Source organism: Acinetobacter lwoffii (genome assembly GCF_022809915.1).
Classification (GTDB): domain Bacteria; phylum Pseudomonadota; class Gammaproteobacteria; order Pseudomonadales; family Moraxellaceae; genus Acinetobacter; species Acinetobacter lwoffii_M.
The window spans coordinates 1-12,662 of the sequence record NZ_JALGQY010000021.1; the positions used below are offsets into that span (position 1 = coordinate 1).

A 12,662-nucleotide genomic window follows, 5' to 3' on the forward strand; every position below is an offset into this window, starting at 1 on the left:
TTAAGTCCAGAAGCCTTTGAACAGAAATATTTCAAGAATTTAGAGGGATCGATTGTCCACGATACTGTCTAGGATCAGCCTGCTTCATTTTTCATTTCTAGAAATGATCTGGAAAAACGATAGAGAGAATAAAAAAATACCTTCGAATCATAAATCTATATTTTAGATTATTAATTAATTTTTAATTTATAATTGCGATCATTAAGCAAAGAGAGAGAATGTTATGAAATCTAAGCTGATGATCAGTATGGGCGCTGTAATCCTGATGTCGATGAGCCAGTTTAGTCTAGCGGCACCTGCTGCAGAAAAAGTGGTACGCACAGATCGCATTAGCTTTTATAAAACAGCAAAAGTAAACGTAACAAAACCGAAACGTGTACAACGTAGCGATCATATTCGCTTCACTATGCCGGTGATGGAACAACCCTCATTGCAGCAAAAACGTGTGCTACGCAGTGATCGTATTATCTTGAATAAAACCAGCTAATACTTGCCACGCTGATTGCTCAGTAATATTGAAAAAAGCCCATGAATGATGGGCTTTTATTATTTTCTCGTATCAGTCAGTTTAAAATAACGCTTCTAAACGCACCAAAGCTCCGACATAGTGATCACGATCTTCGCGATGATCATTCAAATAGTTCAGGTCGGTCTGGACAAAAAACCATTCACGTAAAAAAGGTTGTCTCCACGACACATAGGGGCCCCAGCGGTTGAGACGCAGATCCTTGTCATTTAGATAACCACCGGTATAAATGCCGTAACTGAAACGGTTGTCCTGAAAAAACTGATGTTGCCTGAAGGTGTAGTTGTCCCAGGTCAGATCATCGTCTTGATCATCTGCATAAGTCAGACTAAGCTGATTGGAGAAAAAGGCCTGATTGGGACGGGCATGGATTAGCTCCAGATTGGTCCGTAAATAGTTTTCGCTTTGAATGCCGTAGCGATAAATCTGTTCGGCATGAAAAGAGTAGTCATTTTCCAGCGTCCAATCTTTACTGGCTTTAACACGCAGGTAAATATCATCTCCAGAACGCAAGCCCAGATCCAGATCGGTTTCGAAAGGAATGCGATCTGACCATTCAGACCAACGTAAGGCAAAAGAGCTGTTATCTTCACGTGCACGTTTAGTATCCAGACGTTTATCTCCGGAAGTGGCAGGATTTTCATTGGTAATCGCGACATTACTGTCTAATTCATTGTCCAGACTGTCATCACCAAAAACCACACTCAGCTTTTGTTCCAAGGTCGGAAGCTTGATCTTGCCGCGGATTCGGGGCTTAATCTCATAGCCTTCATATTCATCCCAGCGATTATCTAGAATGATCCGTAATGTGGCTGCAGCTGGCTGATCCGGATCGGTTTCACCAAACCAGTTATCAATTTTATGTGCAGTACGATCAGCCCATTCGCGGATGTCTTTCTGTTTTTGATCCGCCCATGAATAATTTTCTGTCTCTAGCGTGGATGGAACGATGGCGACACTTGATTGCTCTGGCAGAACCGTTGGTGTTGCATCGATCAAACGTGGAATCTGATCCAGTAAGCCTGATCGGCTTGGCTCTGTATTTGTTGAACTGGCAGGAGCAGCTGTGACTGAATTTGCCCAGGACATGCTACCGCTCATTCCTAGGCCCAGAGAGAGCAGTAAAGTTTGAGTAATCCTGTTTATTTGCATGAGATATTTGTTGCTCTTGTATGCTTATATTTAGCTGTAGTTTTCTAAAAAATCGCCTTAAAAAGCAAGTTAAAGCTACAAAATAACAGCAATTATTCAATCATTTGAGCCTGAATTTCCCGATAAAGTTCCAGCACATGAATCGGTTGCGGCATTGTTAAAATAATATTGTGAATATTCTGCCAATTTAGCTGTTTGTCGCGTTGCAGCAAGATGTGTGGATAGGCCAGCTCCTTCTCTGCCATAGACATGCGTTTTTCACCATGAATCACTCGGATTTTTTGATGTTCCTGCAGTAAGAGTACAGGAGTAGAAAAATTCGCAGCAGCTTCTTGAAACGAGATAAATTTTTGCTTCTGAATAAACTGGGCGGGTATAAAAGGATGGTAATCTGGCTTTGTCCAGACTGTTTCAGCCTGCTGCAAGTAAGCCGTTGAAAAAAGCTCGAGTTGCATGAACCTGATGCTTATAACAGACCAGGCCAGTGATTTAATCGCAGCAGCCTGGCGTTGATGGTGGGTAAGCCAATGTTGAATACAATAGTGAGCCTGCAACTGACTCGGTACCCCTAAGAGCATCAGATATTTAACAAACTGGCCTTGCAGATTCAGTTGTTCAACCAAATAAACCTGACGTGCCTGCCAATTATCTTCTGCTGCATAATACAGTGCGATATCCAAATAGGCAGGATGCTCGATCTTCTCAGTCATTTCTAAAGCACAGAGCCGCTGGATATTGGTTTCTTCTAAGCCTAAAGGGTGTACATGGGCGTTTAGTTCGCCTAGTTGAATCTGTGCAGGGAATTGAATCAATTCGGAGGCTGTGATCTGTTCTTGCGGAATGGTCGTTTCAGTTTTTAACTGAGGATTTAACGCCTCGCGTTCAATTTGTATCTGATTGGTTGACTCATCTGAGCGATTTAATTCTAGTGCATGAATTCTTACGCGCGGCCGTCCCCGATGATATTTGGTTGTTTCCATAGAATTGCAGCTGGTTTCAGCTTCGTGTAAGGATAAGGCTGGAACGATCAAGGGTGGATCCTGTTTCAGGCAAGAAAATCGTTGCTGTTGTTGCAACAGCCAGATATAGCAGTGTTGCAATTCAGCCCATTGGCTGTGCAGGGCAGGAGATTGGGGAGCCGGAATCAGCCAAATTTGCCAGCCACGTTCAGGATGATGTAAAACTGCCCAGCCTGAATCCGGATGGGCAGACAGTGCTTGTTCCAGTGCTAAGATTTCGGTGAAATAGCCACGAAAGCTTAGATGATAAGACGTATTAGCAGAAAATTGGTAAGCAACAAGTTCAGGTTGAGTGCGGGCCTTAAATGCTGAAATCTGGGTCTTGAAAATAGGCTCATCACACAGATTAAAAATATCGCGTATCCTTTTTTTAGAACGGGCAATTTCATAGAAAGGCAGGACTTTATGCTCCAGTTGCTGCGCCAGTCCATGTAGTTCTTTAATTAAGTGTGCTTTTTCTAAAGCATTCATTTTTTGATCTCTAGAGATGTTTCAGTGCTTTATCCAGGGTTTGTGCCAGTACAATGTTAACCGCCAGCTCGACCAGTCTGTATTCAGCAGAATTCGAGTCTGTATAGCTTTCTGCCATTTCAATTAAATAATCAATAGAAACTGACTGAGGCGGAATTTTGCCCTGTACCAATGCCTGAAGTTCATGCATAAAAAATTTTCTTATCATTAATCTATTTATATTGCTGCAATTATAAGCAGAGATCACATAAAATAGTGATCTATTTTGAGTGTTTTATAAACAAATTTTTTAATTAAAAGTGATAAAAATCAATAGAAAAAATGAGAGTAGGAAATAGTCGATATTTTTGAGAGTTGTGCATCTTTTACACAGAATGTGTTCAATATGATAAAAAAAGCAGGCTGAATCAATCAGCCTGTTTTAATGCAAAACAGTTTTGCATTAAGCCGTTTTTTCAGTTGCTACAGTCGCAGCATCTGTATTTACTGTTTCAGCAGGTGCTTTAGTCGCTGGAAAGTCTGGCAGATGAACCACTTGCGCCATTTGTGCAGACGCTTGAACGGAAAAAGCCATAACGGTTGCAGCGAAAGCAAATTTAAGAGCATTCATAGGATGACCTTTAATATCAGAGTGTTCAATGACTTGAACAGAGGAGAATATTTAAACTTAATTCGGGTGAAATAATAGCAAATAAGACTTAATATAAAATGATAGATTCGGCAAATTCAGGCAGTAAATTTTAGATAAATTACTCTATAAAACAATAAATTAGTGTATTTACTCTAGTTTGATTTTTATGATTTTACAGGACTTTATGCTTTGTTTTGGCGATGAGAATCTGGACTTGATCGAGTGCCAAAACAAACGGCGATGTGTTTTTGATCTGCCAATTTAAGATTGAATTTCGAGCTTTGTTCAATCCATGTAAGTTTTTGCTATCGCTTGTTTACGGGCTGCTGCAATCTTCTGAGAATGGACTAAGATGGAATTCCATTCATTTTCATGCTGAGAGTTTTATTATGGCAATTGCAAAAGTGGTAGAAGTCAATTCAAGCAGCAATAAAAGCTTTGAAGATGCGATTCAAACGGGCATTCAAAAAGTCACAGAAACGGTCAAAAATGTACAAGGTGCTTGGATCAATGAACAGAAGGTTGTCATTAAAGAAAATAAAATCACGGAATATCGTGTCAATTTAAAAATTAGTTTTCTGGTTGATTAAGCGAATGCCATTCAATAACAAATAAAAAAACCCCATTTAAAATGGGGTTTTTTTATTGAACGTTGTTTTATTTAGCTTGGTCTGGCGTGTCACACGTTTCTGGTGAGCACTGTGCTGCCTGACTGTTGGTTGATGTATCGAGCGCTTTTTCAAATACTTGCAGGAAAACTTCTTTAGGCTGCGCGCCTGCCAATGCCACACGTTGATCAAAAACAAAGAAAGGTACACCGGTCACTTTGAGTTGTTCATGTGCGACTTCCTGATCGAATTTGACAAAATCAGCATATTCTTCCGAATCCAACAGGTCATCGACTTCGACCGGATTCAGGCCAATACGCGCTGCGACATCTTCCAGTGTTTCACGTTCTCCAATCGCCAGACCTTGGGTCATATAGCTATAGAAGAACGCTTCCTGTGCTTCATTGCCCAAACCTTTGCTTTGCGCCAGGTGAATCAGGCGATGCGCATTAAAGGTATTGCCTGAATTGGCACCTTCCCAGTTAAATTCAATACCTTCGGCTTTGGCCATTTCAGCAATATTGCGCTGCATCTCTTCGACTTCTGCCACGGTGCGGCCATATTTTTGCGCCAGACGCTCAGAGTTGGAGACTTCCTGACGTACCGGTGCTTCAGGATCGAGCTGGAAACTGTGCCAATGTACTTCTAGCTCAATACCTGCTTCTTGTGCAGCAGCTTCTAAACGTTTTTTACCAATATAGCAGAAGGGGCAAACCACATCTGACCAGATATCTACGCGCATGTCATGTCTCTAATTTTGCTCTTGTGTTCAAGTATGAGGGTGAAGAATCAGAATTTAAAGCCCTGGATCGTCAGAAGTGTATTTCTACAGCATATTGGAGGATAAAACCAAGAAAGGAATGTGGATGATAGCCAGATGACTTTCTCAAAAGAATCCGGTTCCCATTACTCAAAAGAGATATAAAAATGCCATAAAAAGACGCTCCGAAGAGCGTCTTTTATACAACTGTCAATTAAGCAGTTTTTACTGATGCTTCAACAGCAAGCATATGACCATTTTCTTCGAAGTTTGAGTGCCAAGAAAGCGCTTCACGAAGAAGATGAGGGGTATGGCCGCCTTTTGCACATGCACGGTCAAAGTAATCATTCAACGCATCGCGGTACATTGGGTGCGCACAGTTATCAATCACTGCACGTGCACGCTCACGCGGAGCCAAACCACGAAGATCCGCAAGACCTTGTTCAGTCACTAGGATATCAACATCATGTTCCGCATGGTCGATATGTGAAGCAAATGGCACTACAGAAGAGATGTCACCACCTTTCGCGATGGATTTGGTCACGAAGATCGCCAAATGCGCATTACGTGCGAAGTCACCTGAACCACCAATACCGTTCATCATTTTGGTACCACATACGTGAGTTGAGTTCACGTTACCGTAAATATCAAACTCAAGTGCAGTGTTGATGCCGATAATACCTAAACGACGTACCAGTTCAGGATGGTTTGAAATTTCCTGTGGACGTAATACTAGTTTGTCTTTGTATTGTTCAAGGTTGTTAAATACTTTTTCGCCATATTTAGCAGAAAGCGTAATAGACGAACCTGAAGCAAACTTCATCTTACCGGCATCGATCAATTCAAAAGTACAGTCTTGCAGAACTTCTGAGTACATGATCAGGTCTTCGAAGTTTGAATCTTTCAGACCGGTCAATACGGCATTTGCAATTGAACCGATCCCTGCTTGAAGAGGTCCCAGGTTTTTCGGTAGACGGTCTTCAGCCACTTCTTTTTCAAAGAAAGCGATCAAATGGTTGGCAATGCTTTGCGTCTCATCATCTGGTGCAGTTACAGTAGATGGAGAGTCGTGCAATTCGCTGTTAAATACGATACCAACAATTTTAGATGGATCGATATTGATCGCATGCGTGCCGATACGCTCATCAACTTGAGTCAATGGAATCGGTTGACGCGTTGGACGATAGGTCGGGATGTAGATATCGTGCAAGCCTTCAAATGCCGGGCTTAAGTTGGTATTGATTTCTACAATCACTTTTTCAGCAAAAATCGCAAAGCTTGCAGAGTTACCAACAGATGTTGTTGGAATGATGCCGCCATCTTCAGTAATTGCTACGGCTTCGATGATCGCAACGTCTGGTTTTTTCAACTGCAGGTTACGCATTTGCTCAACAGTTTCAGACAAGTGCTGGTCAATGAACATCACTTCGCCGTTGTTGATCGCTTTACGTAAAGTATTGTCTACCTGGAACGGTAAACGACGTGCTAATACACCAGCTTCAGTCAGTTGTTTGTCTAGATCGTTCCCTAGTGATGCACCAGTAATTAACGTTATCTTTAATGGATTTGCTTTTGCCTGTTGAACCAAAGCTAAAGGAACCGCCTTCGCTTCACCAGCGCGAGTAAAGCCACTCATACCCACAGTCATGCCATCTTGGATGAATTCAGCCGCTTGTTCAGGGCTGATGACTTTGTTGTGTAGGGAGGCTAAACGGATACGATCTAAAGACATTTTAACTCTCATTAATTCTTAAACTATGATACGGATTGTACCGCTCAAAAAATGTATTGTGCATAGGTGTTAGGCTAAGGTCTAATTTTTTAGCTAAATGTAGGTATAATAAAAAATGATGATTTTTAAATGATTGAATTCGTGAACTATAAAATGAATTGTATAGAAAAACTAAAAAGTAATTTGTTGAATTACTGATCACTTCTTAAAAGTGATCAGTCAAGGTTTGGCGAATTTTATCGAGTGTAGTGGCGGGGGGAAGTGTCTCAGGGTTCGCCTGATTCACGGGTAGTGAAATGATAGCTTCCAGCCCACCTTCAGGACGATTATGGATACGTAATTGACCATGGTGAATATCGACAATCCGTTTAACAATGGCCAGCCCCAAGCCACTGCCTTGTACCGTTCGTGCCGAATTGCCCCGAACAAAAGGCTGCATCAAGGCTTCAATCTGATCTTCCGGAATGCCTTCGCCATGGTCTGCGACACAAATCAACAGTTGATCTTCTTCAACATGCGCAGAAAGCTCAATTGGTTCTGAACCATAGCGTTTTGAGTTGTTGATCAGATTGCCAATCAGTCTTTTTAGCGACATGCTACGTGCCTGAATGGTCGGTATATCTTGTGGGGTGAAACGGATATCTAGCGGTTTAAACTGCTTGACCAGTTCCTGTAGCAGTACATTGACATTGGTGTCCTGCGGTTCTTCATCGGAACCGTCGCGCATATAGGAAATGAACTGATCCAGAATCGCGTCCATATCTTCGACATCATAAATCAGGCCTTCTTTGAGAAAGTCTTCATCTGGCATCATTTCGGCACTGAGGCGGATTCGGGTTAAGGGCGTGCGCAAGTCATGTGAAATGCCGGCCAGCATGATTCGGCGTTCCCGCTCGGTCTGGTCCAGCGTATAAATCATCTGATTAAAGGCATGATTGACCTGACGGATTTCCAGTGGACCATGATTGGTATCTAGATAGGGTGCTGAGCCGATTCGGCTATAACTGTTGGCGGCATTCTGCAAACGGCGTAAAGGACGGTTGAGCTGACGCACCAAGGTCAAAATAATGATGCCGACAATAATCGGCGTGCCAAGCAACCAGCCCAAAATCAGTTCATTGCTATAATTGGCATAAGTCTTTAAAGGTTCCTGTACCCAGTGGCCATTCATTTCAGGGGTCTGGATCCAGATACGTGGACTCGGCTTAAACTGGAAATAGACTGTGGCTTGTTCGATACGTAACTCTTTGGCCAGTTTGGTTTCGATCTGCCGGGTAAAAAATTCTGCAATCAGCTTTTCACGGACAGTGGGATATTCTGCTGGATTGGTCACGTATTCAATGCCGACCCGATTTCTTAACCAATCGTCAATGTCGACTTCCTGCTGTTTGTGATACAGGCGCAGATCGGGATTGTTGAGAATTTCCAGTTCCATGGCTAGATAACGCGCATGTTGCTGGATTTCAGGTAAAAACAGGGTACGCCAAAAGAACCATAAGGACATGAACAGGCTGAAACAGACCACGAAAACCACCAGTACCGTGGTACGCATGGCAGCAGAACGCGGTTTGATCTTGTCGAGAAAGCGTTCCCCGCGGGTACGCTTTTTTTCCGAGTAGCTGACAAAATCGGTAAATTTTTGTGGATCGATGGGGTCGAGTTTCACACCAGCTCCCTGTAGGCATTTTCCAAATTGAGCAGTAATAATATTTGTAATGGAATCTTACTGCTTGAACCTTCGATGGAAGGAGCTTGTTGTGTTACTTTTTTTGAAAAAATGAGTAACACTGTTACGCAAGTAAAAACTTTGCCATTCGCTGAACTCGCGCATTTGTATACGAGCCTTTAAAGAAGGGAGGCTCAAACAGCAGCGAATGACTTTTAGGGACAATAGACTGGGGTAATCTTTATCCTATAATTTTTCCTTTATTCAGCACCATCTGGAACAAAGACATAACCCACACCCCATACGGTCTGGATATAACGTGCACGCGCAGGATTTTCTTCAACCAGACGGCGTAAACGTGACACCTGAACATCAATTGAACGTTCCATGGCACCCCATTCACGGCCACGCGCCAGATTCATCAGCTTGTCGCGGGTTAATGGTTCGCGTGGATGTTGAACCAGTGCTTTCAGTACCGCAAACTCACCAGTAGTGAGCGTTACCACTTGGCCTTCACGGGTCAGAGTGCGGGTAGAGAGATCTAGCGACCATGGGCCAAAAGAAACCACTTCCATCTGTTGGCTTGGTGCACCCGGCACTTCACGTACCTGACGGCGCAATACCGCACGAATACGTGCCAGCAGCTCATTCGGGTTAAACGGTTTAGGCAAGTAATCATCGGCACCTGCTTCTAAACCGGCAATACGATCCGAGTCGCTACCACGAGCGGTGAGCATAATGATAGGCGTATCGATATTGGATTGGCGTAAACGACGACAGATACTCAAGCCATCTTCGACCGGAAGCATAAAGTCTAGCACGATCAGAGAAAACAGTTCCCGCTGTAAAAGTCGATCCATCTGCGTGGCATCATGTGCAGTTTTAACCACAAAGCCTTTATCTTCGAGAAAACGCTGTAATAAGGTACGCAGACGAACATCATCATCAACCACCAGGATCCGTTCGACCCGGTCCGTTTCGGTATGTACGGCATCGGCTTTTTCAGCAGGTACAACTAAACTCATGAGATGCTCCTTTATTCTTTATTGTCGTCATAAACAAAAATCAAATAGGCTTTGAGTATACGATTCATTGATATTAATTGACTATGCTCTAAAGCACCAAATATTGCAGTTAAAATCAAGACATAGATACCAAATATATACATCTAAATGAGCAAAAAATACGATTTTAAGCTGGATAAAAAGCAAAGTTCATACAAACTTTATCGGGAAAAGCTGAAAACTGTGGCACTTCATAATATAAAGATGAGGTAAATTAATAAAAACAATGGTGGATTTTATAGACCCGGTCTTTATAATCATGCCATTTAGTACTTATCCTTGTGGGATCAAACACGATGACTGACTTAGTTCAGCAGTTGGCAAAAGAACTTGCCGTACGTCCAAATCAAGTTGAGGCTGCCATCAAGCTTATTGATGAAGGTGCCAGTGTTCCTTTTATTGCACGTTACCGTAAAGAAGTAACGCAAGGCTTAGACGATACGCAACTACGTCAACTCGATACGCGTTTATCATACTTGCGTGATTTGTATGAGCGCCGTGAAAAGGTGATTGAATCACTCAAAGAACAAGATAAATTATCTGATGATTTATTGGCGCGTGTGAATGCCGCTGAAACCAAAAATGCATTAGAAGAAATTTACGCGCCGTACCGTCCAAAACGTACCAGTAAATCATTCAAGGCCAAAGAAGCCGGTCTAGGCCCGGTTGCCGAAAAAATCTTTAATGAAGCCGTTGATCCAGCTGAAGCTTTGGTGGGTTTTAGCCATGAAGATTACCCAGATACTGAAAGCCAGCTTGATGCGATCCAGCACATCCTGATTGATGACTGGGCGCAAAATATCGCGCTGACCACTGAACTTAAAGCGACATTTGCAAAAACTGCCGTGCTGAAAAGTTTGGTTGCCAGTGATGAGAAAAAAGAAGTCGGTAAAAAATTCCGTGATTATTTCGATTTCTCTGAAAACTTGAATAAAGTGCCTTCACACCGTTTATTGGCGATGCTGCGTGGCCGTCAAGAAAACGTTTTAGGCCTGAAAGTGGATGGCGAAGATGATGCCCCGTTGGCGCGTATTGAAACTGAATACAATCTTGAAACTGTTCAGCCACAAGCTCGTCAGGATTTCTTGAAGCAAACTGCAAAATTGTTCTGGCTCGGTAAAGTTCGTCCAACGATTGAACATTCATTGCTGACTGAAAAACGTCTGGCTGCTGAAACAGAAGCGATGAACGTCTTTGCTGAAAACCTGCGTCATTTACTGCTGTCTGCACCTGCAGGCGCACGTACCACTTTGGGCGTGGACCCAGGTATCCGTACTGGTGTGAAACTGGCGGTGGTGAACGAGTCTGGTGATGTACTGGCACATAGTACGATTTATCCATTTGCACCAAAAGACGATAAAGAAGGTTCACTGGCCGAGCTGGCGCGTTTATGCCGCGAGTTCAATGTTGACCTGATCGCGATTGGTAATGGTACTGCAAGCCGTGAAACTGAAGCTTTAGTTGCTGAAATGATGGCTGCGAACAGTGATCTGAAAATGACACGTGTGTCTGTGTCTGAAGCAGGTGCATCTGTATATTCAGCATCTGAACTGGCTTCACAGGAACTTCCAGAGCTGGACGTGTCTATTCGTGGTGCGGTATCGATTGCACGCCGTTTACAAGATCCATTGGCGGAACTGGTGAAAATCGATCCGAAATCAATTGGTGTGGGTCAGTATCAACATGACGTGAACCAGACCGGTCTGGCGAAAACCCTTGAAGCGGTCGTCGAAGACTGTGTGAACTCGGTGGGTGTGGATGTAAACACTGCATCAGCAGCAATTCTGGGTTATATCGCGGGTCTGAACAAATCGATCGCACAGCAAATTGTGGAATTCCGTAAGGAAAATGGTCGTTTTGACAATCGTCAGTCTTTGAAGAAAGTGCCACGTTTAGGCGAGCGTACTTTTGAGCAGGCTGCGGGCTTCTTGCGTATTCAAGATGGTACAGAACCACTAGATGCTTCTGCGGTTCACCCTGAGTCATATGCTTTGGTGAGTAAAATTGTTGAAGCGAAAGCAACGACTGTAAAAGACATCATTGGCAATACAGAAATCATTCGCCAAGTGAATGCTGAAGAATTTGCAGACGAGAAATTCGGTCTACCGACGATTCAAGACGTATTGGCTGAACTGGAAAAACCGGGCCGTGACCCGCGTCCAGAGTTCCGCACTGCTAAATTCCGTGATGACATTACTGAAGTTGCGCAATTGTCTGAAGGCATGCAGCTGGAAGGTGTAGTCACTAACGTGACTAACTTCGGTGCATTTGTCGATGTGGGTGTGCATCAAGACGGTTTGGTACATATTTCTGAACTTGCCAATGAATTTGTCGCTGACCCACATAAAGTGGTGAAACCAGGTCAAATCGTACAAGTGCGTGTTTTGAATGTGGATGCTGAACGTAACCGCGTGAATCTGTCGATGCGTCCTGAAGGTTCTGAAGCGCCGGCGAAATCACCACGTCAGCCACGTCGCGAGAACAATGAGCTACGTGGTGAACGTAAGTCTCAAGGTAAACGTCCACAGCAAGCACGTCTGCAAGGTGAGCGTCCTCAGGGCAAGAAACCTCAAGCGGCTAAACCACAAGAGCAAAAAATTGGTGGTTTGGGTGCGCTATTACTTCAAGCAGGGATTAAAGGTTCTAAATAATTTTCAGATATCTTTAATTTAAAAAAACCTCCCAATTGGGAGGTTTTTTATTGGATATTTATGAGTTAATCATCGGCACAATCCAGCTGGTGATAATCAGCAAAATACCGAGATGCCCCAATTTTCGTGTCACATAGACCAGCTTAGACGGTGGCTGTTCCAGTCTTTTTGCATATTCTTCCATGCTAATGCCGGGCTTGCCTTTACTGGTAAATAAAAACACCGCCAGGTCGATACAGATCAGAATCGTACCGATATCAGCGACCAGTTCCATCAGGACAAAATCCTGGCGATACAGCGACATGCTGACGCTATAAATCAGATAAATGGCAAAGGCCAGACACAGGTATTGCAGGACAACTAAAAACTTCTGCATAAATCT

General features: G+C 43.2%; 12 protein-coding genes. 3 read left to right on the plus strand and 9 right to left on the minus strand.

What is annotated here, in order from left to right; all coding sequences use genetic code 11:
• Window positions 1-223: 223 nt before the first annotated feature.
• Window positions 224-487, plus strand: coding sequence for a hypothetical protein (locus MTX11_RS11125; protein WP_243475124.1), 264 nt, complete (start codon window positions 224-226; stop codon window positions 485-487).
• A gap of 81 nt (window positions 488-568) precedes the next feature.
• Here the strand turns inward: MTX11_RS11125 and MTX11_RS11130 are convergent, their stop codons facing one another.
• The 4 genes from MTX11_RS11130 to MTX11_RS11145 form a co-directional block, all read right to left on the minus strand.
• Window positions 569-1,678, minus strand: a complete 1,110-nt coding sequence (locus MTX11_RS11130; RefSeq protein WP_243475125.1) for a hypothetical protein — start codon at window positions 1,676-1,678, stop codon at window positions 569-571.
• Between the two features lie 92 nt (window positions 1,679-1,770).
• Window positions 1,771-3,168, minus strand: coding sequence for a hypothetical protein (locus MTX11_RS11135; RefSeq protein WP_243475126.1), 1,398 nt, complete (start codon window positions 3,166-3,168; stop codon window positions 1,771-1,773).
• Window positions 3,169-3,178: 10 nt separating this feature from the next.
• The gene (locus MTX11_RS11140; RefSeq protein ID WP_004647321.1) at window positions 3,179-3,358 is read right to left on the minus strand and encodes a hypothetical protein; all 180 of its coding nucleotides are present in this window, start codon (window positions 3,356-3,358) and stop codon (window positions 3,179-3,181) included.
• Window positions 3,359-3,610: 252 nt separating this feature from the next.
• Window positions 3,611-3,778, minus strand: coding sequence for a hypothetical protein (locus MTX11_RS11145; RefSeq protein ID WP_004647322.1), 168 nt, complete (start codon window positions 3,776-3,778; stop codon window positions 3,611-3,613).
• 410 nt (window positions 3,779-4,188) lie between these two features.
• Here MTX11_RS11145 and MTX11_RS11150 point away from each other — a divergent pair, with 410 nt between their 5' ends.
• Window positions 4,189-4,389 (plus strand): dodecin family protein, encoded by a 201-nt coding sequence (locus MTX11_RS11150; protein ID WP_004278594.1) that lies wholly within the window; start codon window positions 4,189-4,191, stop codon window positions 4,387-4,389.
• Between the two features lie 67 nt (window positions 4,390-4,456).
• Here the strand turns inward: MTX11_RS11150 and MTX11_RS11155 are convergent, their stop codons facing one another.
• The 4 genes from MTX11_RS11155 to ompR all read right to left on the minus strand — a co-directional run bounded on the left by MTX11_RS11155 (window position 4,457) and on the right by ompR (window position 9,590).
• Window positions 4,457-5,149: a DsbA family oxidoreductase gene (locus tag MTX11_RS11155; RefSeq protein ID WP_004647323.1), complete on the minus strand. Its 693-nt coding sequence runs from the start codon at window positions 5,147-5,149 to the stop codon at window positions 4,457-4,459.
• Between the two features lie 232 nt (window positions 5,150-5,381).
• Window positions 5,382-6,899: an acetyl-CoA hydrolase/transferase family protein gene (locus MTX11_RS11160; protein ID WP_243475127.1), complete on the minus strand. Its 1,518-nt coding sequence runs from the start codon at window positions 6,897-6,899 to the stop codon at window positions 5,382-5,384.
• Between the two features lie 205 nt (window positions 6,900-7,104).
• Window positions 7,105-8,565, minus strand: a complete 1,461-nt coding sequence (locus MTX11_RS11165) for an ATP-binding protein (protein ID WP_180038619.1) — start codon at window positions 8,563-8,565, stop codon at window positions 7,105-7,107.
• 260 nt (window positions 8,566-8,825) lie between these two features.
• Window positions 8,826-9,590: an osmolarity response regulator transcription factor OmpR gene (gene ompR / locus MTX11_RS11170; protein WP_004278590.1), complete on the minus strand. Its 765-nt coding sequence runs from the start codon at window positions 9,588-9,590 to the stop codon at window positions 8,826-8,828.
• 335 nt (window positions 9,591-9,925) lie between these two features.
• Here ompR and MTX11_RS11175 point away from each other — a divergent pair, with 335 nt between their 5' ends.
• Window positions 9,926-12,280: a Tex family protein gene (locus tag MTX11_RS11175; protein ID WP_044111760.1), complete on the plus strand. Its 2,355-nt coding sequence runs from the start codon at window positions 9,926-9,928 to the stop codon at window positions 12,278-12,280.
• 58 nt (window positions 12,281-12,338) lie between these two features.
• Here the strand turns inward: MTX11_RS11175 and MTX11_RS11180 are convergent, their stop codons facing one another.
• Window positions 12,339-12,656, minus strand: coding sequence for a hypothetical protein (locus MTX11_RS11180; protein ID WP_004729331.1), 318 nt, complete (start codon window positions 12,654-12,656; stop codon window positions 12,339-12,341).
• Between the last annotated feature and the right edge of the window lie 6 nt (window positions 12,657-12,662).

Excerpts from the sequence above, each read along its gene's own strand:
- MTX11_RS11160 (WP_243475127.1), bottom strand. The coding sequence starts at position 6,899 with ATGTCTTTAGATCGTATCCGTTTAGCCTCCCTACACAACAAAGTCATC.
- ompR (WP_004278590.1), bottom strand. The coding sequence starts at position 9,590 with ATGAGTTTAGTTGTACCTGCTGAAAAAGCCGATGCCGTACATACCGAA.
- MTX11_RS11155 (WP_004647323.1), bottom strand. The coding sequence starts at position 5,149 with ATGCGCGTAGATATCTGGTCAGATGTGGTTTGCCCCTTCTGCTATATT.
- MTX11_RS11130 (WP_243475125.1), bottom strand. The coding sequence starts at position 1,678 with ATGCAAATAAACAGGATTACTCAAACTTTACTGCTCTCTCTGGGCCTA.
- MTX11_RS11125 (WP_243475124.1), top strand. The coding sequence starts at position 224 with ATGAAATCTAAGCTGATGATCAGTATGGGCGCTGTAATCCTGATGTCG.
- MTX11_RS11145 (WP_004647322.1), bottom strand. The coding sequence starts at position 3,778 with ATGAATGCTCTTAAATTTGCTTTCGCTGCAACCGTTATGGCTTTTTCC.
- MTX11_RS11180 (WP_004729331.1), bottom strand. The coding sequence starts at position 12,656 with ATGCAGAAGTTTTTAGTTGTCCTGCAATACCTGTGTCTGGCCTTTGCC.
- MTX11_RS11135 (WP_243475126.1), bottom strand. The coding sequence starts at position 3,168 with ATGAATGCTTTAGAAAAAGCACACTTAATTAAAGAACTACATGGACTG.
- MTX11_RS11140 (WP_004647321.1), bottom strand. The coding sequence starts at position 3,358 with ATGCATGAACTTCAGGCATTGGTACAGGGCAAAATTCCGCCTCAGTCA.
- MTX11_RS11175 (WP_044111760.1), top strand. The coding sequence starts at position 9,926 with ATGACTGACTTAGTTCAGCAGTTGGCAAAAGAACTTGCCGTACGTCCA.
- MTX11_RS11150 (WP_004278594.1), top strand. The coding sequence starts at position 4,189 with ATGGCAATTGCAAAAGTGGTAGAAGTCAATTCAAGCAGCAATAAAAGC.